Genomic DNA, 21,244 nt, shown 5'->3' with positions numbered 1-21,244 from the left:
CCCCCGAGCGAACCGAGGACCCCCCCATGACCGCCGCACCGGCCGTCGAAGAGACCCCCCAGTCCCGCCGCCGCGAGCAACGCGGCTGGTACTGGTACGACTGGGCCAACTCGGCCTTCCCCACCACGGTTCTGACCGTCTTCCTGGGGCCGTACCTGACGACGGTCGCCGAGTCCGCCGCCAAGGCCGCCGGGTCGCCGTACGTCCCGGTGTTCTGGTTCGACGTGCGGCCCAGTGCCTACTACTCCTTCGTGGTCGGCGCCGCCGCCGTCCTGCAGATCATCCTGATGCCCATGGTGGGCGCCCTGGCCGACCACACCGGCCGGAAGAAGGAGATCATGGGGGCCTTCGCCTACCTCGGCGCGGGGGCGACGGTCTGCTTCTGGTTCCTGTCCGGCGACCGCTACCTGCTGGGCGGCGTGCTGTTCCTGGTCGCCAGCGTCGCCTTCGCCGCGGCGTTCGTCGTCTACAACTCGTTCCTGCCGGAGATCGCCACCGCCGACGAGCGCGACGGGGTCTCCGCGCGGGGCTGGGGCTTCGGCTACCTCGGCGGCGGCCTGCTGCTGGCGATCCACCTGGCGCTGTTCCTGAAGCACGAGTCCTTCGGCATCGCCGAGGGCGACGCGGTGCGCCTCGCGCTGGCCTCCTCCGGCCTGTGGTGGGGCGGTTTCACGATCATCCCGATGCTGCGGCTGCGCAACCGGCGCATGCCCGACCGAGGCTCCGAGACCACCGGGCAGGCGCTGACCGGCAGCTTCCGGCAGCTCGGCCGCACCCTCAGGGACCTGCGCAACTACCCGCTGACGCTGGCCTTCCTGGTCACCTACCTGATCTACAACGACGGCGTGCAGACGGTCATCTCCTTCTCGGCCACCTACGCCGACAAGGAACTCGGGCTGGACCAGACGGTGCGGATCGCGGCGATTCTGATGGTGCAGTTCGTGGCCTTCGGCGGCGCGCTGCTGCTGGGCCGGCTGGCGGCGTCCTTCGGGGCCAAGCGGGTCGTGATGTCCGCCCTGGTGGCCTGGACCCTCGTGGTGGCCGCGGCCTACTTCCTGCCCAAGGGGTCGGCGACGGCGTTCTTCGCGCTCGGCTTCGCCATCGCGATCGTGATGGGCGGCACCCAGGCGCTGTCGCGCTCGCTGTTCTCCCATGTGATCCCCAGGGGCAAGGAGGCGGAGTACTACAGCCTGTACGAGATCAGCGACAAGGGCTCGACGTTCCTGGGCTCCTTCACCCTCGGCCTGGCGCTCCAGCTGACCGACAGCTACCGGCTGGGCATCCTCACACTGGTGATCTTCTTCGTGGTCGGCCTCGCCGGCCTGGCCGCGATCAACCTGCCCCGGGCCATCCGCGCGGCCGGAAATCCGGTCCCGGAACGCATCTGAAACCCGCCCGAAAAGGGCTCCCCGTGGATCCCATGGAAAACACGCGATTGGATCACGTCGTGTGTGGGAATCCACACACGGTATCAAGCGTTGTACGCCGTGGGAGACGAACCCCTCACGACGGGGCCCTCAGGAGGCATTAAGACATGGGCGAGCGTGCGCTGCGCGGTACCCGACTCGGGGCGACCAGCTACGAGAACGACCGCAACACCGATCTGGCCCCGCGCCAGGAGGTGTCCTACATTTGCCCGAAGGGCCATCGATTCGACGTCCCGCTTGCGGCCGAAGCCGAGATCCCGGCGACGTGGGAGTGCCGCATGTGCGGCGTGACCGCCCTGCGGGTGGACGGCGAGCTGCCCGAGGCCAAGAAGTCCAAGCCCCCGCGGACCCACTGGGACATGCTGCTGGAGCGCCGCACGATTGAGGACCTGGAGGAGGTGCTCAACGAGCGCCTGGCGATCCTGCGCGCCCAGCGCCGCAAGAGCGCCTGACCCTCCGGGCGGCGGGTCACAGACCGGAGAGCCTCCGGCACCCTCGTGGTGCCGGAGGCTCCGGCTTTTCCGGGGCCTTTCCGCGGGGTCACGGGGGCTCTCCCGAAGTCGCGAGGGGCCGAAGGAGGCCGCCCACCGGGACCGCTCCTCCCGGCGCCGCTCCCCCGGGTCCGCAGGGCGGGCGCTGCCCGCACCCCGCACCGGCGGGTCAGGGAGCAGTGGCCCGCTGGTGCGGGTACACATGGTCCAGCAGGTGACCGGGGGGCAGGACGCACCGGCGGCGCGCCTCCTCGTGGGGGCAGCGGGAAGCCTCACCGCGGCGTGGCAGTGCCACGGACTCCGCGATCCCGGACACGCCGCGGACTCCGTTCTCGACATCCGTCATGAACGCTCCCAACCGAATGACCCAGCGGCGGTGGCCGTGGACGTGAAAGCCTAACGTCGCCCGGAAGAAACCGCCATAACATCCCGTTTGACGGGATCCGCAACGACCGCTGTCAGAGAGGGCCCTGCTTGGCCCGCCGCACGGCGGGAAATGATGCGGGAGTGATCCCTGCTGTCATCAGCGTCTCGGTGGAGGCGGAGGCGAGCCCCGCGCGGGTGTTCGCCGTACTCACCGACTGGCCCCGCCACGACGAGTGGATGGTCCTGACCCGCGCCCGTGTCACGGCCGGTGACGGCCGGAGCCCCGGGAGCAGGCTGGCGGCCTTCACGGGAGTGGGACCGGTCGGGTTCCTGGACCTCATGGAGATCGTCGAGTGGGACCCGCCGGCGGCAGTGGCAGTCCGCCACGCCGGACGGCTGGTGCGCGGCACCGGGATCTTCCGGGTGCTGCCGCGCCAGGGCGGTGGCAGCACGATCATCTGGGAGGAGGAGCTCGACCTGCCGTTCGGCCCGGTCGGGAGGGCCGGCTGGCCGCTGCTGCGGCCGGTCTGCGAGGCGCTGTTCCGGCTCTCTCTGCGCCGACTGGCCGATCTGAGCACGGACTGAGGCACGGCGGCTTCTGGATGGCGCTCGGCGCGACCGCGGGGCTCTTCGGGCCGCTCGCCTTCCTCTGGGCGGTCGCCTGGGCGGGCCCGGGCCGATGACACCTCGCGACGTCGTCGAGCCCTGATCGGGGAGGTCACGCATCGTCCGGCAGCGGTTCGCCGGTCTCCAGCAGCGACTTCAGGCTCGCCACCACGTTCGGCCAGCCGTGGCTGACCATCTCGGCCAGGTTCGATCCGGGCTCGAAGCCGTCGTGCACGACGGTGAGCTTCACGACCTGCGCGGCCTCCTCGATCGTGAAGGTGACCTTCGAGCGGGCCTCGCCGGACAGCCGGGCGAGCAGCTCCTCGTCCCAGCCGAAGCGCTTGGCGAGCTCCGGGGTGATGGCGTGCCAGGTGTAGGAGAGCCGGCTGTAGGGTTCGGCCTCCAGCACGACCTGCTCCGGGTCGCTGATCAGCACGCCGTGGTTGTCCCAGGTCATCGGCGAGCCGACGGACCAGTCCGTAGTGAACTCCGTGGCCCAGTAGCGGCGGGTGAAGGCGGGCTCGGTCAGCGCCTGCCAGAGCTTCTGCGGGGTGGTGCGGATGTAGGTGGTGTAGACGAAGGTCGGCGCGTCCATCGGGGTCTCCTCCAGGGCGAGTTTCAGGTCCGCCAGGGCTTGGACCCTGGCCCGGTCGTAGCGGCTGATCCACCGGTGGGCGATCTCGTGCACGGGCGCGGCGTTGAGGTAGTGCAGCTTCTCCCGGCCCCGCCGCACGGTGGTGACGAGCCCGGCCTCCTCCAACACCGCGAGGTGCTTGCTGACGGACTGCCTGGCCATGTCGAGGCCGGCGCACAGCTCGCGCAGCGTCTGCCCGTTGCGGGCGTTGAGCGAGTCGAGCAGCGCGCGCCGGCTCGGATCGGCCAGCGCCTTGAACACCTCGTCCATGCCCGCCCCCGTACCCAGGTTCCGCCTACCGATATGCAGCCCTTTGGCTGCCTTTAATTTAGGCAGCCGGAAGGCTGCATGTCAAGACGCGCGGCTACGGTGGGCGGGTACGGGAGCTGATCGTCCTCGGCGCGTCCTCGCAGGTGCCGGCGTGCACGCGCACACCCGGCGGCCGGTCGTCGGACTCCGGGCCGCTGCAGGTTCGCCCCGACTTCGTTCACGGGCCTTACGTATGCTTCACCCGGTATCTCCTCGAACAGCGATCGTCCCCCTCGCGTGGAGAAGTGACCGACGCGCACGCCCCTCCACGTGCGGCCGTCACCTCGTTCGGATGGCCGCTCCCGGGCCGGCCGTTGACGGCCACGTAGCGCGGCTGACCGAGGCCCATCAGGCCGAGCTCACACGACACACGCTTAACAACCTCTGACGAAGACGGATGACGTGGCAGCGCGACGATGCACACGCCGAGGTTGAGGAAGGCTTCATGGATGCCGGTGCGGCGTCCGCATCAGAACCAGTTCATACCGTATGCGTCAGAGGTTCTAGCCGTTCGGGAGGTCCCGGCCCTCCCGGGTGGCCTGGCCGGTGGTGTCCTCCCGGATGACCTCGCCGTGGATGACCGGGCCGGAGCCGCCCGGCCGCGCGTGCGCGGCCGCGTCGAACACCTCGAAGGGCGACCGGGCCGAGCCCGTCGGGCCCGCACCGAACGGCATGCCGAGACCGGGCCCTCCCCCGGCCCCGGCCAGGGTCCGGACCCGCCGGGCGAGGAACCAGGAGCCCAGCCTGCGCATCAGCGGCCGGGTGAACGGCAGCACGAGCAGGAAACCGACGATGTCGGTGAAGAAGCCGGGGGTGAGCAGCAGCGCGCCGCCTGCGATGATCATCGCACCGTCGGCGAGCTCCCGGTCGGGTATCCGGCCACCCCGCAGCGCCGTCTGCAGACCCTGCCAGGCCCGGCGGCCCTCCCGGCGGACGATCCAGGCGCCGAGGAGGCTGTCGGCGAGCAGCACCGCGATCGTGAGCGGACCGCCGATGATCTGGCCGACCTGGATCAGTGCCCAGATCTCCAGAACGGGGACCACCAGGAACGCCAGGAACAGGAGAAGGCGCATCGTTTCCTCACTAGGGCGGAAGCCGTACGACAGTGACAACGCCTGGGGACGCCGCCGCGTTCCGCTGTGTCCATGGCGACGCTGCGCGTCGCGGCTCGGGGGCTGGTAACCGGCTCCCGCCCTCGTCACGTCCTCACTCCGCTGCGGGCGCTCCTCCGTTGGCTCACCGGCGCCCCGAGCGGGCTGCGGGCGCTCAGCGGGTACGGCGCAGCCTCCGGGGCAGACCGGAGACTCCCCACACCGTGACCCGCCACAGGGCCTCGGTGATGACGCTCCTGCTCATCTTGCTGGCGCCGACGGTGCGTTCCACGAACGTGATGGGCACCTCGGCCACGCGCAGGCCGTGCCGGGCCGTGCGCAGGGTCAGGTCCACCTGGAAGCAGTAGCCCTGCGAGTCGACGTCGTCCAGGCCGATCTTCTCCAGGGTGGAGGCGCGGTAGGCGCGGAAGCCCGCCGTGGCGTCGCGGACCGGGAGGCCGAGCATCATCCGGGTGTAGACGTTGGCGCCGCGCGAGAGGAACTCCCGGGAGTGCGGCCAGTTGACCACCTTGCCGCCGGGGACGTAGCGGGAGCCGATCGCCAGGTCGGCCCCGCCGGTCAGCGCCTCCAGCAGCTTGGGCAGTTCCTCGGGCTGGTGCGAGCCGTCGGCGTCCATCTCCACCAGGACGTCGTAGCCCTCGGCCAGACCCCAGCGGAAGCCCGCGATGTAGGCGGCGCCCAGCCCCTGCTTGCCCAGCCGGTGAAGCACGTGCACATGGTCGTCCTGCGCCGCCAGCCCGTCGGCGATTTCGCCGGTGCCGTCAGGGCTGTTGTCGTCGGCGACCAGCAGGTGAGCCTCGGGAACCGCCGAGCGCACCCGCTCGACGATCATCGGCAGGTTCTCCCGCTCGTTGTACGTCGGAACGATGACGAGCACCCGGCCGAGCGTCCGCTCCATCACGCGTCTCCCACCTGCTGACCACCTTCTCGGTTCGCGGAGCGCGCCAGGCCTCGCCTCCGGAGCACCGGAGCCGCGCCCGCCGCGACTGTACCCACCAGTATCAAGGCCCATTCGGGCAGCGCGCCAACCCTGGTTGCCACCGTGGAGGCCGTACGGACCGGAACGGTCAGCACGGTCATGTCGGGGACCAGCTCGCGGGTCTGCCAGACAACCTCCCCCTCCGGGGTCACGGAGGCGGAGATACCGGTGATCGCCGCGGTGACCACCGCGCGGTTGTGCTCCACGGCACGCAACCGGGACATGGCGAGCTGCTGGGCCGGCAGGTTGGTCAGCGCGTAGGTCGCGTTGTTGGTCTGCACCACCAGCGGGCTGGCGCCGGTCCTGGCGGTATCCCGGACCACGCCGTCGAAGGCGACCTCGTAGCAGTTGACCGCCCCGACGGTCACCGGCCCCATCTTCAGGTCGCCGTCGCGGGTTCCGGGCACCGACTGCTTGCCGACCAGCCCCGCCCGCTCGAAGAGGGCGAGGACGAGCTCCTTCATCGGTGTGAACTCGCCGAACGGCACCAGCTTCTGCTTGTCGTAGTAGGCGCCGGGGCCGGTGACCGGGTCCCAGACCAGGCTTCGGGTGGCGCGGTTGCTCTCCCCGATCCCTACCACGGCACCGACCAGGACGGGCACCCCGATGTCCTTCACCGCGGCGTCGATCTCCTGGCGGGCGAGGGCGCTGCGGTAGGGGTCGATGTCGGTGGAGTTCTCCGGCAGCACGACCAGGTCGGGGCGGGGCATCCTGCCCTCCCGTACGGCTCGCGCCATCTCGTGGAGCTTGGTCGTGTGGTTGCGCAGGACCACGGCGGGCTCGTCTCCCAGCGGGTGCATGCCCCGGCCGGGCACGTTGCCCTGGATGACCCCGATGGTCACGCTCCTGCCCTCGTCGCCCGGACGGGGTACGGCGAAGGCCGCGGCCGGGACGGCCAGCGCCCCTGCCAGGGGAAGGGCGAACGCCCGGTCCCAGCGGCGCGACGGCCCGGCGGGCCGCTGGGACCGGGAACCGGGGAACCGAAGCGCCCGCGAGGCGGCGAGGGCGAGCAGGCCGCCGCAGAGCACCACCGCGAAGCTCACCAGCGGGGCCCCGCCGAGCGCGGCGTACGGGGTGAAGACCGATCCGCCCTGGCTGAAGGCGACCCGCACCCAGGGGAATCCGCCGAAGGGGAACACGCCGCGGGCCCACTCCATCGCCACCCAGAGCGCGGCGCTCCACAACGGCCACAGGGGCAGCCCGGCGACCAGGGCCGCACCGGCGCCCCAGGCGGCGTAGAAGAGGACTTCCACGGCGACCAGGCCCAGCCAGGCGTCCACACCGATCGGGCTGACCCAGTGAAGGCCGGGCAGGAGCAGGCCGAGCCCGGTGACGGCGCCCAGCCAGGCGGCGCGGCGGGGACGGGCGCCGTGCACCGCCAGGACGGTGAGGGCCGCACCGGGCGGTGCGAGGAACCACAGGCCGAGCGGGGGGAAAGCGAAGAAGAGCAGCAGTCCTCCGGCGGCGGCCATCGCCGCCCTGACGGGGGCGTCCCGCAGCGGAAGGCGGACAGGAGCCGTTCGCGGACCGCCCGGAGGCTCCTGCGCCGCAGCGGTCCCGGTCTCCCGGCTCCCACCGGCGGCCCCGGAGGCGTCCGCGGGTTCCGCCACGGATCCGTCCCCCGACGGGGGGGCCGTCTTCTCCTGGACCACGGGCGGGGCTCCTTGCGATGGCGGGCTGGCTAGCCCGAACGGTACCGCCCCGCCCGGCCCGGCCCAAAAGCGAGCCTCACATTCCATGCGAGGGGGCGCCGGTGAGCCAACGGAGGAGCGCCCGCAGCGGAGCGAGGACGTGACGAGGGCGGGAGCCGGTTACCAGCCCCCGAGCCGCGACGCGCAGCGTCGCCATGGACACAGCGAGGACGTGACGAGGGCGGGAGCCGGTCACCACAGCTACGGGGCGGCCTCCAGAGCGGACGGATGCCCTGGAGACCACCCCGGCACCTGCGGCGTGGCACGGGAGCGGGAAGAGGGTCCGGACGGACCCTTCGGACCGGTTCCGTCCCGTCGGCGGCGGGCGCGGATTGCCGTTGTCTACTGGGTGTCCAGACCCCTCCTGGGTCCAATTCCCCCGCCCGGCTGGGGTGCCCCGACCCGGCGGATCTCCGGCTCTGCACCTGGCTGTACGGGCGGAGCGGTGCTCCGCCGCGGACGCAGGAACCGGCGATGCCGGGGACGGCCAGCCGGCCAGTCCCGTGCTGGACTGGGCAGCAAACTACCGACCCGGGTCCAGATGTCAACCCCGTCACCAACTGCGGAAACGTCAGGTTTCCGCAGCTAGGACATGATCGACGAGAGCTACCAATGCTCTCATGCGATCCGGCGCCGCTCAAGCCGGGCGAGCGGTTCGGGCAAAGCGGTGTCGTGGATCACACCAAGGTGCCGGGTGGCCCGGGTCAGGGCGACGTAAAGGTCGCTCGCCCCCCGTGGGGACTCCTCCAGCATCAGGCCTGGTTCCACCACGATGACCGTGTCGAACTCCAGCCCCTTGGCGTCGGCGACGCTCAGGACCGCCGCCGGGGCGTCCAGGGCGGCCATGCCGGGCCCGGCGACCGCGCCGGGCACCGAGGCCGCCACCAGCGCGCCGAGCTCTTCCTTGAGGGACTCGGGGACGAGCACGGCCAGGCGCCCGCCCTCGGCCACCCCGGCCCGGACCGCCGGCACGAGCGACTCGATCGGGGAGGCGGCCCAGGGACGCGCGCCGGTCTCCCGGACCGAGGAGGGCGCGCTCAGCCCGGGGCCGACCAGCGGCAGCACCGCGGCGGCCACGGCCATCAGCTCGGAGGGGGTGCGATAGTTGACGGTGAGGCTCTCGGCGCGCCAGCGCCCGGACACGTAGGGGTCGAGCACCTGGCCCCAGGAGCGCGCCCCGGCGGGCGAGGCGGTCTGCGCCAGGTCGCCGACGATCGTCATCGACCGGGTGGGGCAGCGGCGCATGACCATCCGCCAGTCCATCGGCGAGAGCTCCTGCGCCTCGTCCACGATGACGTGGCCGAAGGCCCAGGTACGGTCGCCGGCGGCCCGCTCGGCGGTGGTGAGGTAGAACTCGTCGCCCAGGTGGCGCGCGGCGAACTTCTCGGCGTCCATGATGTCGGACAGACCGGTCAGCTCGAGGACCTCCTTGGCGTAGGCGAGCTGGGCCCGTCCCTCCTCCTGCTCGGCGGCGCGGGCCGCTGCCTGCTCCTCCTCGGCCATCCACGCCCCGGCCCGCAGGACCGCGGGGTCGATCTCGCCCAGCAGCTCGGCGGCCTCGTCCAGCAGCGCCACGTCGGACTCCGACCACCAGTTCTCGCCCTTGCGGGGCGGCTCGCGCAGCAGCAGCTCGCGCTCGTCCGCGCTCAGCTCCGTGGCGGCGTAGTCGAGCCGCTCACGGGAGGTGAACAGCCCGATGAGGAGCTGCTGCGGCGTCGTGTAGGGCCACAGCCGGTTCAGCGCGGCCTTCACCGGCTGCTCGGTGCGCAGATCCTCGCGGAGGTCGGCCAGCTCGTCATCGTCGATCATGCCCTTGCCGAGCTGCTTGGCCGCCTGCCGGGCGAGCGCGTTGAGCAGGTGACGGACGAAGACCGCGCGGGCCTCGTTGTGGGTCCTGCGCGAGCGGGCGGCCCGGTTGCGGGCGGCGTCCAGGGTGCGGCCGTCGAGCCGGAGGGTGTATCGGTCCAGCTTGATGTCGATGGGCTTGCGCGGCACGCGCTGACGCTCCCGTACGGCCCGGGCCACCACCTGGACCATCCGCTCGTCGCCCTTGAGCGCGGCCGTCTCGGGCCGCTCCCTGACCGCCGGGGTGACCCCCGGATACAGTTCGCCGACCGTGGACAGCAGCACGTCGGTCTCGCCCAGCGAGGGCAGGACCTGCTCGATGTAGCGCAGGAACGTCAGGTTGGGGCCCAGGATGAGCACGCCCCGGCGGGCCAGCTTCTCACGGTGGGTGTAGAGCAGGTAGGCCGCCCGGTGGAGGGCGACCACGGTCTTTCCCGTGCCGGGGCCGCCCTGCACGACCAGCACGCCGTTCAGGTCCGAGCGGATGATGCGGTCCTGCTCGGCCTGGATGGTGGCCACGATGTCGCGCATCCTGCCGGTACGGCGGGCACCGATGGAGGCCAGCAGCGCGGCCTCGCCGTTGAGCGTGGCCACGTCCTCGTCGGTGAGGCCGTCGAGGTCGAGCAGGTCGTCGTCGACGCCGATCACGGTGCGGCCCTTGGTCTGCAGGTGGCGCCGGCGGGTGACGCCCATCGGCGCGGCGGGGGTGGCCCGGTAGAAGGGCTGCGCCACCGGGGCCCGCCAGTCGATCAGCAGCCGCCGCTGCTCGTCGTCGGCCAGGCCGATGCGCCCGATGTAGAGGGAGATGTGGTCGGCGTTGTCGAGCCGCCCGAAGCACAGGCTGTTCTCCACCGCCCAGAGCCGGGCCAGCCGCTCGGCGTACATCCCGGCGAAGGTGTCGCGCTCCGAGCGGTTCTGGTGGGTGCCGCCTCCGCCCTGGGCCAGCACTTCGTCGAGCTGTCGCTGAGTGCGTTCACGCAACAGGTCGAGTCGCCCGTAGAGGGAGGTGACGTACTCCTGCTCCCTGGCGAGCTCGATTTGACGGGGTGCCGTCGCTCCATTATCGTTGATAGTAATGGGGTACTCCGGGCTAAGTTAGCTTATTGTGCTGAGCTGGCTGATTGTGCTGGTTGTTGTGACAAACCATCACCTTAGCAGGTCCGTTGAGACGCTTGCATTCCCTTCCTCTTGCTGACGCCATCACAGGTTGATTGCGGCCACCCTTTGGTGCTTGACGACTTCACCTGGGGCTCCTTAGATTCATCCGAAGTTAGGAAAGTTTCCTAACTCTGGTGAACCAGATGAATCTGGAGGGGTCGTGGCACAGCCGACACCGGGCACACCGAGTCTGCTCCGCGCGATCAACGACCGCGCCGCCCTGCAGGCGCTCCTGGAGCGCGGGCCGCTGACCCGCCCGGAGATCGGCACCCTGACCGGCCTGTCCAAACCCACCGCCTCCCAGCTCCTCGCCCGCCTGCAGGACGCGGGGCTCGTCGTGCTGGACGGCGTCCGCGAGGGGTTGCCGGGCCGTACGGCCGAGGTCTACCGCCTCAATCCGGCGGTCGCCTACGTCGCGGCCCTGGACGTCACCCCCTCGCGCATCGAGGCCAGGGTCGCCGACATCACCGGGTCGGTGATCGGCGAGCACCGGCTGCCCACCCCGGGGCGCTCCGGCGGGGACATCGTGGGCAGGCTGCGCGCCGCACTCGACGGCGCCGGGGCCCCGCACGACCTGCGGCGCGTGGTGATCGGCATCCAGGGTGCCCTGGACCCGGTCACCGGGAGGCTCGGCTACGGCGGGCACATCCCCGGCTGGCACATCCCCGACCTGGTCCCCACCCTCCGCGACGGTCTCGGCGTCCACGTCGACATCGAGAACGACGTGAACCTGGTCGCCCTGTGCGAGCAGGCCCGCGGTGTGGCCCGGGACCGCCGGGACTTCGTGCTCCTGTGGGCCGACGACGGCCTCGGCTCGGCGCTGGTGCTCGGCGGGCGGCTGCACCGCGGCGCGACCGGCGGCGCGGGCGAGGTCGGCTACATGCCCGCGCTCGGAGCCCCCACCGTCCGCGACGTCGGGCGCAGCGCCGACCACGGTTTCCAGGCCCTCACCGGCGGCCCCGCCGTGCTCAGGGTCCTCCGTTCGTACGGCGTGCGCGGCGCCGACTTCACCTCGGCCGTGCGCAACGCCGTACAGGCCTCGGAGGGCACCGGGATGCGGGCCGATGACGCCCGTGCCGGGCTCCGCGACGTCGCCACCCGTCTCGCCGTCGGCCTGGCCGCGATCACCGCGGTCGTCGATCCCGAGCTCGTCGTGCTGGCCGGGGGCACCTTCATGGCCGGCGGCGAGACACTCCGCGAGCTCGTCGAACACGAGCTGCACACCCTGACCATCCCCCGTCCCCCGTTGCTGCTGTCGGCCGTCGAGGGCAACCCGGTCCTCGCCGGTGCCCTCGACCTGGCTCTCGCCACCACCCGCGACGAGGTCTTCAGCTCCACCGTCCCTTCCTGATCCTCCCGATTCCCCCCATACGCGAGGAGGCGACTGTCGTGAACCGACGGTTTCTCACCTTCGCCGTGGCCGCCGTCGCGGCCACGGCCCTGACCGCCTGCACCGCGGGCAAGGATGGCGCACCCGCGCTCGGCTCCCAGCCCAAGGCCTCGGGCTCGGCCGCCGCGGCCCTGCCCGCCGCGACCATCGAGCTCTGGCACGGCTTCACCGCCGACAGCGAGGTGAAGGCGTTCGAGGACGCCGTCGCCGGGTTCCGCTCGAAGTTCCCGCAGATCACCGTCAAGCTCACCAAGGGCGTGCAGGACGACCAGATCACCCAGGCCGTCCGCGGCGGCAGTGCGCCCGACGTCGCGGCCTCCTTCACCACCGACAACGTGGCGCAGTGGTGCCGGAGCGGGGTGTTCCAGGACCTCACCCCGGTGATCGAGCAGGACGGCATCGACCTGAGCGTGCTGCCCGCGGCCTCGCGCTCCTACACCGAGTTCGACGGCAAGCGCTGCACGATGCCGATGCTCGCCGACGCCTACGGCCTCTACTACAACAAGGCGCTGATGAAGGGCGAGCAGCCGCCCAAGACCCTGTCCGAGCTGACCGAGCTGGCCAAGAAGCTCACCGTCCGCGACGCCGACGGCACCATCAAGGTCGCCGGATTCATCCCGAGCGTGCAGTACTACGAGAACTCCCCCTCCCACCTGGGTCCGATGGTCGGGGCGAAGTGGTACAACGAGGACGGCACCTCGGCCATCGGCTCCGACCCTGCCTGGAAGAAGCTCCTGACCTGGCAGAAGGAGCTCATCGACTGGTACGGCCACGACAAGCTCGACAGGTTCCGCAAGGGCCTGGGCGACGAGTGGAGCGCCGAGCACCCCTTCCACAAGGGCAAGGTCGCCATGGTGCTGGACGGCGAGTGGCGCAACGCCATGATCGCCAACGACGCCGAGGACCTCGACTACGGCACCGCCCCGCTGCCCGTCGCCGACGACAGGCCCGAGCTGTACGGCAGCGGCTTCACCGCGGGCACCGTGATCGGCGTGCCCAAGGGCGCCAAGCACCCGCAGCACGCCTGGGAGCTGGTGAAGTATCTGACCACCGACACCCGGGGCCTGGTCACCCTCTCCAACGCGCTGCGCAACGTGCCGACGACCAAGGCCGCGATGGAGTCGCCGGACCTGAAGAAGGACGCCAACTTCCAGACCTTCCTCGACATCTTCGCCCACCCGAAGACCAGCACGCTTCCCTCGAACGTCAACAGCGTCTTCAACCAGGAGGCCTTCACCACCTTCATCGCCGAGTGGGAGAAGGGCTCGGTGAAGGACCTCGACGCGGGCCTGGCCGGGGTCGACAAGCGCATCGACGACAAGCTGAAGCTCTCCGGGGGCTGATCCTCGATGAGCACCCAGACGACCCGGCGCAGCGAACGCGGCGCACCGGGGGGAACGAGCCGGGCGCGCAGCGAACGAGACGCGGTGAACGACCGGTGAGCGCAGTCCTCGCGGCGCCGCGCGCACGGCGCCGCGAGGGCCTGCGGGCCCTCGTGTGGCTGTCGCCCTGGCTGGTGGGATTCGCGGTCTTCTTCGCCTATCCGCTGGTCGCGACCGTCTACTTCTCCTTCCACCGCTACGACCTGTTCACGCTGGAGTTCATCGGCCTGGACAACTACCGCTACCTCCTGACCGACGAGCGGGCCCTGATCTCCATCGGGAACACCCTGTGGCTGGTCGCCTTCATGGTCCCCGCCCAGTTGCTCTTCTCCCTGGGGCTGGCCCAGCTGGTCACCCGGCTGAAGGCGGGCGCGGGCTTCTTCCGGACCGTCTTCTACCTGCCCTCGCTGATCCCGACGGTGGCCGGCACGGTCTCGTTCGTGTTCCTGCTGAATCCCGCGACCGGCCCGGTGAACCAGTTCCTGGAACTGGTCGGGATCACCGGTCCCGACTGGTTCGGCGACAGCGACTGGTCCAAGCCGAGCCTGACCCTGCTGGGCCTGTGGGGCGCGGGCAACACCATGGTGATCTTCCTGGCCGCCCTGCTGGACGTGCCGAAGCACCTGTACGAGGCCGCCGCGCTCGACGGGGCGGGGGCCTGGCGGCAGTTCCGCAGCATCACGCTGCCGACGATCTCCCCGGTGCTGATGTTCTCCGCGGTCACCGGTGTCATCTACGCCCTGCAGTACTTCACCCAGGCGATGATCGCCGCCCGGGTCGCCTCGGGCTCCACCGACTCCCCCGGCAGCGCCTTCGTGCCCGGTTATCCGGAGATGTCCACGCTCACCCTGCCCCAGTGGCTGTTCCACGCGGGCTTCCGCGACTACTCCATGGGGTACGCCTGCGTGCTGGCCCTGCTGCTGTTCGCCGCGTCGATGGCATTCACACTGATCCTGCTGCGCCGCTTCCGCGCCTTTGACCGGGAGGTCTCGTGAGCACGGCACTGGCCACCCGCTCCCCCGCACCGGCCTCCCGTTCCCGAGCCCGGCGCGCCCCGGGCACCAGGGGCCGCAGAACCCTGTACTGGATCGCCACCCACGCCCTGGCCCTCGCACTCGCGATCATGTTCGTCGCGCCGCTGTTCTTCATCGCGCTCACCGCGCTGATGACCGACCAGCAGGCGCTGACCAGCGAGCTGTGGCCGAAGACGTGGAACTGGGACAACTTCGTCACGATCTTCACCGGTTCCCCGCTGCTGCGGTGGATCGGGAACACGATGCTGTACGCGGGCCTGGGCACCGCGTTCATGCTGCTGTCGTCGATCCCGGTGGCCTACGCGCTGGCCCGCTTCCGCTTCCCCGGACGCAGGCTCGCCTTCCTGGCGGTCATCGCGATGATGATGCTGCCGCCGCAGGTGGTCGCCGTCCCGGTCTACCTGATCTGGGCTCGGGCCGAGCTGACCGGCACGCTGTGGCCGCTGATCCTGCCGATGCTGCTCGGCGACGCCTTCTCCATCTTCCTGCTCCGGCAGTTCCTGCTGACGATCCCCAAGGACTACACCGACGCCGCCCGGGTGGACGGCTGCTCGGATTTCACGACGCTGGCGCGCGTCATCCTTCCCATGGCCCGGCCCGCGATCGCCGCGGTGGCGCTGTTCCAGTTCTTCTACTGCTGGAACGACTACTACGGCCCGCTGCTGTACGCCTCCACGAACCTGGACAACTGGACGCTGTCGATCGGACTGGCGTCGTTCAAGGCCCTGCACAGCGTGCAGTGGAATCTCACCATGGCGGCGACCCTGCTCGTCATGGCACCTGTGATCATCGTATTCTTCCTCGCCCAGAGAGTCTTCATCGAGGGCGTCACCTTGACAGGAGTAAAAGGTTGAAACTCGCCGTTGTCGGGGGCGGCTCGACGTACACGCCCGAGCTGATCGACGGATTCGCGCGGCTGCGCGACGAGCTCCCGCTCACCGAGATCGCGCTGGTCGACCCGGACGCCCACCGGCTCGACCTGGTCGCGGGCATGGCCCGCCGGATGCTGGCGCACGCCGGGCATCCGGCGAAGGTCGTCGCGACCGCCTCGGTCGAGGAAGGGGTCGCCGGAGCCGAGGCCGTACTGCTGCAGTTGCGCGTCGGCGGCCAGGCCGCCCGCAACGTCGACGAGACGCTCCCGCTGGAGTGCGGCTGCGTCGGCCAGGAGACCACCGGTGCGGGCGGCCTGGCCAAGGCGCTGCGCACGGTGCCGGTGGTGCTGGACATCGCCGAGAAGGTCCGCGAGCACGCGCCCGGCGCGTGGATCGTCGACTTCACCAACCCGGTCGGCATCGTCACCAAGGCGCTGCTGGACGCCGGGCACCGGGCCATCGGCCTGTGCAACGTGGCCATCGGCTTCCAGCGCCGCTTCGCCGCCAAGCTGGGCGTCGCCCCCGAGCGGATCTCCCTGGGCCACGTCGGCCTGAACCACCTGACCTGGGAGCGCGCGGTCCATCTCGACGGCGAGGACGTGCTGCCCGCGCTGCTGGAGTCGCACGGCCAGGAGATCGCCGACGACGTCGGCCTGCCGGTGGACCTCATCCGCCGCCTGGGAGCGGTGCCCTCCTACTACCTGCGTTACTTCTACGCCCACGACCTCGTGGTGGAGGAGCAGCGGGCCAAGCCCTCGCGGGCGGCCGAGGTCGCGGCGATGGAGGCCGAGCTCCTGGAGCTGTACGCCGACCCGTCGGTCACCACCAAGCCGGAGCTGCTGGGCAAGCGCGGCGGCGCGTTCTACTCCGAGGCCGCGGTGGCGCTGATCGCCTCGCTGCTCGGCGACCGGGGCGACACCCAGGTGGTCAACCTCCGCAACGACGGGGCTCTGCCGTTCCTGGCCGACGACGCCGTCGTCGAGGTGCCCGCCACCGTCACCGCCGCCGGGGCCGTGCCGCTGGCCGTACCGGCGGTCGAGCCGCTGTACGCCGGCCTCATCGCGCACGTCACCGCCTACGAGACGCTGGCGTTGCGGGCCGCGCTGCACGGCGGCGAGGACCGGGTCGCCGACGCGCTGCTGGCCCACCCGCTCATCGGCCAGGCCTCACTCGCCGACGACCTGGCCCGGCGCCTGATCGAGGCCAACCGCGGGCACCTGGCCTGGGCGAGCGCGTGAGGACCGTCCTGGCCGTCGACGGCGGCAACAGCAAGACCGACGTCGCGCTGGTCGGCGAGGACGGCTCGGTCCTGGCCACCGGCCGGGGTGCGGCCTTCGAACCGCAGAGCGCGGGAGTGGGCGTCGCGGTCGACGTGGTCGGCGAGATCGTACGGCGCATGCTGGGCCCGGAGACGGCCGCGCCGTACGCCGACCATGTGGCCGCGTACGTGGCCGGGGCGGACCTGCCGGTCGAGGAGGAGACCCTCCGCGACGAGATCCTCGCCCGGGGGTACGGCCGGAACGTGGTCGTCGGCAACGACACCTTCGCGCTGCTGCGCGCCGGGGCCTCCGGTCCCTCGGGGGTGGCCGTGGTCTGCGGAGCGGGGATCAACGCGGTCGGGGTCTCCCCCACCGGCGAGATCGCCAGGTTCCCCGCCCTCGGGAAGATCAGCGGTGACTGGGGCGGCGGCATGGGACTGGGCGAGGAGACGCTCTGGCACGCCGTGCGCTCCGAGGACGGCCGCGGTCCGGCCACCGCCCTGGAGCACGCGGTTCGCGAGCACTTCGGCGCCCGCACCGTCGAGGAGGTCTCCCTCGGCCTGCACTTCGGCGACCTGCCCCACCTCAGGCTGCACGAGCTCGTGCCGGTGCTGATGGCGACCGCCGCCTCGGGCGACGCGGTGGCGCGCTCCCTCATCGCGCGCATGGCCGACGAGGTCACCGTGCTCGCGGTGGTCGCACTGAGCCGCCTGGACCTGCTCGGCACCCCGATGGAGGTGGTCCTGGGCGGTGGCGTGCTGACCGCCCGCGACCCGCTGCTGAGCGAGATGCTCGAGGAGCGCTTCGCCGAGCGGGCGCCCCAGGCCAAACTGGTCGTCGCCGACGTCCCGCCGATCGTGGGCGCCGCCCTCCTCGGCCTGGACGCCCTCGGCGCGGGCGAGGAGGCCAAGGCCCGCCTGCGAGCCCGCTTCCACGCCATGGCATGACGCGAGGGGCGGGAACGGCGGCCTGACACGCCGGAGCGGCGGGCCCGATCCTGCGGCCGTGCCTCGCATGGCCGCAGGAGGCCGCCGTCTCTCACGGTCGGGGTCGCCGGGCCCCCGCGCCCGGCCGCATGAGAGGCCCCCGCAGCCGGAAGGGCCGACGGGTGGGGGCAGATCATCGGCCGCACACCACCGGAGTTGAGAACTTCCTGGCGGTAGCAACCTTCCTGCACCTTTTGCGCACTTCTCCCGCCACCTCCGGCGGGCTTACTAGAAAGCGAAAGGCCGAACCGCGGCCACGCTCTTCCAGCCAAGGGGCGCCCAGAAGGACCGCAAAGGATCACCGAAATGACCGCCATCGCCACCCTCGCCACCGTCTTCCGCATCCTGACCGTCGCGCTCGGCCTCCCGCTGGCCGTCGCCGCGATCATGGCTTTCGGTGACGCGGCCGGTGAGCGGTCGTCCGTGACCCACCCGCAGGGCCAGGTCGAGGCGGCGGTCCTGCTGACCGCCGACGACCTGCTGGAGCTGACCGAGAAGGAAGTCGTCGAGAAGCACAAGACCAAGGGCGGCTCCAAGACCCGCGCATGATCCCACCTGTCCGGACCGCGGGCACCGGTCCCGCCCGGAGCCCGGCAGGATCGGAGCCCGGAGGGTTACGCCTTCTCCTCCTCGGACCCCGCCTCGATCAGCTCGGGGGCCCGGTGCTCGTACGGCGTGCTGAGGACGACCGTGGTCCGGGTGGAGACGTTGGCCGCGACGCGGATCTGGCTGAGCAGTTCTTCCAGCGCGCCGGGCGAGGCCACGCGCACCTTGAGGATGTAGCTCTCGTCGCCCGCGACGCTGTGGCAGGCCTCGATCGCGCTCAGGTGCGCCAGCCGTTCGGGGGCGTCGTCGGCGGCGGCGGGGTCGATCGGCTTGATGGAGACGAACGCGGTGAGAGGGAGCCCGACCGCCTCGTGGTCCACCAGCGCCGCGTAGCCCCGCAGCACCCCGCGCTTCTCCAGCCGGCGCACCCGCTGGTGCACCGCCGACACCGACAGCCCCGTCTCCCGGGCGAGGTCGGTGAAGCTCATCCGGCCGTCCTTGGCCAGCAATGTCACGATCCGGCGGTCGATCTCCTCCACCCGCCCAAGGTAGCGTGATCCCGGACGCCCTGTGACCGGCCCATGGTCACGATCCGGCTCCGTCGCACGTCACCCGCCGCCCGCCGCGCACAGGACGGGCGCGCTCCGAACCCTCCCAGGCGTCCGCGCCCCGGCACCGGCGGCCCGCGGCCCGAAAGGGGTGAGCGCCGTCCCGGGCCCGAGGGAACAACCCCGCCCCCGAACGCGTCTATAGAGGTAGTCGCGTAGGCGCCGCCGTCCCGGTGGCGCCCGACCGCAGGATGTCATACCGTGCCCGAAGAAGGGTGCCTGGCGTTCGCCCCGATTGGAGGTCCCGCGTGGACCTATCCGTGATCAGTCACGAGAGTCCCGCCGTCCACCGGGTGAGCGGAGAGATCGACATCTCCACCGCACCCGTGCTCCACGCCCGCCTGCAGAGCGCGCTGACCGCCGGCGGCAGGCTTCTCGTCGACCTGTCCGGAGTCACGTTCATGGACGCCCGCGGCCTCGGCACGCTGGTCGCCGTCAACAACACGGCACGCGAGCTCGGCGGCACCGTCCAGCTCATCGGCGTGCCGGCCGCCGTCCGGCGCCTCCTGCGCCTGACCGGCCTGAACCGCCTGTTCACCCTGGAGCCCGCCCTGCTCTGCGCCTGACGGCGCGTACGTCCCGGCGCTCCCGGCCGCCCAGGTCGTGGCCGTTCGGGTCCGCTGCGCCCCGGAACCCGGGCGGCAGCCGTGAGCGCCCGCGGTCCCGGTCCGGCGCGGCCCTCAGAGCGATCGGGTCAGAGCGATCGGGCGAGCCTGAAGCCGAGGTCGTCGATGCGGAGGGCCGGGTGACTCTTGCGGCGGCACGACGCCCGGCATCCGCGGGGCAGGTCGGACCAGCTTCCCCCGCGGAAGACGCGGTAGGGGCCGTAGACGCCGGGATCGTAGAGGTCCCAGCACCACTCCCACACGTTGCCGATCATGTCGTGGAGGCCCCACGCGTTCGGCGCCCTGGTCGCCACGTCGTGCACCTCGCCGCCGGAGTTCCCGCGGTGCCAGGCGATCTCGTCCAGCTCGCCGTAGCGGACGCCGGAGGTCCCGGCCCGGCAGGCGTACTCCCACTCCGCCTCGGACGGCAGCCGGTAGCCTCCGGCCTCCCGGTCGCAGACCACGTCCTGCCCGTCGGGGTCCTCGCCCGGCGAGTAGCAGCGGTCGAGCCCCGTCGTCTCCGAGAGCAGGTTGCAGAACCGGACGGCGTCCTTCCAGGAGACCTCGGTCACCGGCGTCCGAGGCCCCGCCGGACTCGCCGGGGCCTCACCCGTGACGGCCTGGTACAGCTCGCGGGTCACGGGGTGCGGCGCCAGCAGGAAGGCCGCGACCTCGACCCTCCAGTTCGTCCTGGTGCCCTCGTCCCGCAGGTGGACCACCCCGGCGGGGACCTCGATCATGCGCTCGGCGGCGGGGGCCGGCCCCGCCGAACCGCCGGATCCCACGGGTGCTATCCCTTGGCGAGGGCGCGGCCGATGACCAGGCGCTGGACCTGGTTGGTGCCTTCGACGATCTGCAGGACCTTGGCCTCGCGCATGTAACGCTCGACCGGGAAGTCCTCCACGTAGCCGTAACCGCCGAGCACCTGCACCGCGTCGGTGGTGACCTTCATGCACATGTCGGTGGCGAACAGCTTGGCCATCGCCGCCTGCGTGCCGTACGGCCGGCCCGCGTCGCGGGCGCGGGCGGCCTCGAGATAGAGGGCGCGGGCGGCGGCGATCTGGGTGGCCATGTCGGCCAGCATGAAGCCGACGCCCTGGAAGTCGACGATGCGGGAGCCGAACTGGCGGCGCTCCCGCGCGTAGGAGGCGGCGGCGTCGAAGGCGGCCTGGGCCAGGCCGACGGCGCAGGCGGCGATGCCGAGCCTGCCGCCGTCCAGGGCGGCCATGGCGATGCGGAAGCCCTCCCCCTCGGCGCCGATCAGCGCGTCCGGTGCGAGCCGCACCCCGTCGAAGCGGACCTGCGCGGTCGGCGAGGACTTCATGCCCATCTTCCGCTCGGGCTCGCCGAACGACAGGTTCTCGGCGGAGGCGGGCACGTGGAAGCAGGAGATGCCGCGCGCCCCGTCGGGGGAGGTGCGGGCCATGAGCGTGTAGAAGTCGGCGGCGCCGCCATGGGTGATCCAGGCCTTCACACCCTCCACGGCGTAGCCGCCGGCGTCGCGCACGGCCCTGGTGGTCAGGGCCGCGGCGTCGGAACCGGAGTGCGGCTCCGACAGGCAGTAGGCGCCCAGCAGTTCCCCGCCGAGCATCGCCGGCAGCAGGCTCTCGCGCTGCGCGTCCGTGCCGTAGGCCGCGACCGGGAAGCACGACAGGGTGTGCACCGAAAGGCCCAGGCCGACCGCGAGCCAGCCCGCGGCGAGCTCCTCGATCACCTGGAGGTACACCTCGTACGGCTGCGCGGCCCCGCCGTGCTCCTCGGGGTACGGCAGGCCCAGGAGCCCGGCCGCGCCGAGGGTGGTGAACACCTCGCGGGGGAAACGCGCGGCGGACTCGTCGGCCGCCGCGCGGGGCGCGACCTCCTTGCCGATCAGGTCACGGACCAGATCCAGCAGGTCGTGGGCCTCGGGGCTCGGCAGGACACGCTCAACGGACATCTCCGCAC

20 protein-coding genes are annotated in these 21,244 nt (G+C 71.6%); 11 read left to right on the top strand and 9 right to left on the bottom strand.

Features of this window, described 5'->3' with window-relative positions:
- Positions 1 to 26: 26 nt before the first annotated feature.
- Both HS041_RS35910 and HS041_RS35905 read left to right on the top strand, forming a co-directional pair.
- Positions 27 to 1,388: an MFS transporter gene (locus HS041_RS35910; RefSeq protein WP_196445336.1), complete on the top strand. Its 1,362-nt coding sequence runs from the start codon at positions 27 to 29 to the stop codon at positions 1,386 to 1,388.
- Positions 1,389 to 1,534: 146 nt separating this feature from the next.
- Positions 1,535 to 1,879, top strand: a complete 345-nt coding sequence (locus HS041_RS35905; protein ID WP_196445335.1) for an RNA polymerase-binding protein RbpA — start codon at positions 1,535 to 1,537, stop codon at positions 1,877 to 1,879.
- A gap of 208 nt (positions 1,880 to 2,087) precedes the next feature.
- Here HS041_RS35905 and HS041_RS35900 read toward each other — a convergent pair whose 3' ends face one another.
- On the bottom strand, positions 2,088 to 2,264 hold the full coding sequence (locus HS041_RS35900) for a hypothetical protein (RefSeq protein WP_196445334.1): 177 nt from the start codon (positions 2,262 to 2,264) through the stop codon (positions 2,088 to 2,090).
- Between the two features lie 161 nt (positions 2,265 to 2,425).
- Between HS041_RS35900 and HS041_RS35895 the strand changes: the two genes are divergently transcribed.
- Positions 2,426 to 2,869 (top strand): SRPBCC family protein, encoded by a 444-nt coding sequence (locus HS041_RS35895; protein WP_196445333.1) that lies wholly within the window; start codon positions 2,426 to 2,428, stop codon positions 2,867 to 2,869.
- A gap of 133 nt (positions 2,870 to 3,002) precedes the next feature.
- Here the strand turns inward: HS041_RS35895 and HS041_RS35890 are convergent, their stop codons facing one another.
- From HS041_RS35890 to HS041_RS35870, 5 genes are all read right to left on the bottom strand, one after another.
- Positions 3,003 to 3,794, bottom strand: coding sequence for an ArsR/SmtB family transcription factor (locus tag HS041_RS35890; protein ID WP_196445332.1), 792 nt, complete (start codon positions 3,792 to 3,794; stop codon positions 3,003 to 3,005).
- A 542-nt stretch (positions 3,795 to 4,336) separates the two neighbouring features.
- The gene (locus HS041_RS35885) at positions 4,337 to 4,906 is read right to left on the bottom strand and encodes an FxsA family protein (RefSeq protein WP_196445331.1); all 570 of its coding nucleotides are present in this window, start codon (positions 4,904 to 4,906) and stop codon (positions 4,337 to 4,339) included.
- Positions 4,907 to 5,099: 193 nt separating this feature from the next.
- Positions 5,100 to 5,843, bottom strand: a complete 744-nt coding sequence (locus HS041_RS35880) for a polyprenol monophosphomannose synthase (RefSeq protein WP_196445497.1) — start codon at positions 5,841 to 5,843, stop codon at positions 5,100 to 5,102.
- Positions 5,843 to 7,534 (bottom strand): apolipoprotein N-acyltransferase, encoded by a 1,692-nt coding sequence (gene lnt / locus HS041_RS35875; RefSeq protein WP_307845621.1) that lies wholly within the window; start codon positions 7,532 to 7,534, stop codon positions 5,843 to 5,845. Before lnt ends, HS041_RS35880 begins: the two co-directional genes overlap by 1 nt.
- A gap of 699 nt (positions 7,535 to 8,233) precedes the next feature.
- The gene (locus tag HS041_RS35870; protein ID WP_196445496.1) at positions 8,234 to 10,531 is read right to left on the bottom strand and encodes a HelD family protein; all 2,298 of its coding nucleotides are present in this window, start codon (positions 10,529 to 10,531) and stop codon (positions 8,234 to 8,236) included.
- 247 nt (positions 10,532 to 10,778) lie between these two features.
- On the opposite strand from HS041_RS35870, the gene HS041_RS35865 reads away from it, so the two are divergent.
- From HS041_RS35865 to HS041_RS35835, 7 genes are all read left to right on the top strand, one after another.
- On the top strand, positions 10,779 to 11,969 hold the full coding sequence (locus tag HS041_RS35865) for an ROK family transcriptional regulator (RefSeq protein ID WP_196445330.1): 1,191 nt from the start codon (positions 10,779 to 10,781) through the stop codon (positions 11,967 to 11,969).
- Positions 11,970 to 12,007: 38 nt separating this feature from the next.
- Positions 12,008 to 13,351 (top strand): ABC transporter substrate-binding protein, encoded by a 1,344-nt coding sequence (locus tag HS041_RS35860; protein WP_196445329.1) that lies wholly within the window; start codon positions 12,008 to 12,010, stop codon positions 13,349 to 13,351.
- Between the two features lie 95 nt (positions 13,352 to 13,446).
- Positions 13,447 to 14,385, top strand: coding sequence for a carbohydrate ABC transporter permease (locus tag HS041_RS35855; protein ID WP_196445328.1), 939 nt, complete (start codon positions 13,447 to 13,449; stop codon positions 14,383 to 14,385).
- Positions 14,382 to 15,278, top strand: coding sequence for a carbohydrate ABC transporter permease (locus HS041_RS35850; RefSeq protein WP_196445327.1), 897 nt, complete (start codon positions 14,382 to 14,384; stop codon positions 15,276 to 15,278). The genes HS041_RS35855 and HS041_RS35850 overlap by 4 nt, the downstream gene beginning before the upstream one ends.
- Positions 15,275 to 16,534: a 6-phospho-beta-glucosidase gene (locus HS041_RS35845; RefSeq protein WP_196445326.1), complete on the top strand. Its 1,260-nt coding sequence runs from the start codon at positions 15,275 to 15,277 to the stop codon at positions 16,532 to 16,534. Before HS041_RS35850 ends, HS041_RS35845 begins: the two co-directional genes overlap by 4 nt.
- The gene (locus tag HS041_RS35840) at positions 16,531 to 17,502 is read left to right on the top strand and encodes an N-acetylglucosamine kinase (protein WP_196445325.1); all 972 of its coding nucleotides are present in this window, start codon (positions 16,531 to 16,533) and stop codon (positions 17,500 to 17,502) included. The genes HS041_RS35845 and HS041_RS35840 overlap by 4 nt, the downstream gene beginning before the upstream one ends.
- Positions 17,503 to 17,847: 345 nt before the next feature.
- On the top strand, positions 17,848 to 18,090 hold the full coding sequence (locus tag HS041_RS35835; protein ID WP_196445324.1) for a hypothetical protein: 243 nt from the start codon (positions 17,848 to 17,850) through the stop codon (positions 18,088 to 18,090).
- A gap of 65 nt (positions 18,091 to 18,155) precedes the next feature.
- Here HS041_RS35835 and HS041_RS35830 read toward each other — a convergent pair whose 3' ends face one another.
- Positions 18,156 to 18,626: an Lrp/AsnC family transcriptional regulator gene (locus HS041_RS35830; RefSeq protein ID WP_196445323.1), complete on the bottom strand. Its 471-nt coding sequence runs from the start codon at positions 18,624 to 18,626 to the stop codon at positions 18,156 to 18,158.
- A gap of 317 nt (positions 18,627 to 18,943) precedes the next feature.
- Between HS041_RS35830 and HS041_RS35825 the strand changes: the two genes are divergently transcribed.
- Positions 18,944 to 19,261, top strand: a complete 318-nt coding sequence (locus HS041_RS35825) for an STAS domain-containing protein (protein ID WP_196445322.1) — start codon at positions 18,944 to 18,946, stop codon at positions 19,259 to 19,261.
- A gap of 128 nt (positions 19,262 to 19,389) precedes the next feature.
- Here the strand turns inward: HS041_RS35825 and HS041_RS35820 are convergent, their stop codons facing one another.
- Positions 19,390 to 20,040 (bottom strand): formylglycine-generating enzyme family protein, encoded by a 651-nt coding sequence (locus HS041_RS35820; RefSeq protein WP_196445495.1) that lies wholly within the window; start codon positions 20,038 to 20,040, stop codon positions 19,390 to 19,392.
- A 50-nt stretch (positions 20,041 to 20,090) separates the two neighbouring features.
- Positions 20,091 to 21,236, bottom strand: a complete 1,146-nt coding sequence (locus tag HS041_RS35815) for an acyl-CoA dehydrogenase family protein (protein WP_196445321.1) — start codon at positions 21,234 to 21,236, stop codon at positions 20,091 to 20,093.
- Positions 21,237 to 21,244 lie beyond the last annotated feature (8 nt).

It is taken from the genome of Planomonospora sp. ID67723 (assembly GCF_015711605.1).
Classification (GTDB): domain Bacteria; phylum Actinomycetota; class Actinomycetes; order Streptosporangiales; family Streptosporangiaceae; genus Planomonospora_A.
This window is presented reverse-complemented; position numbering and strand designations above follow the sequence as displayed.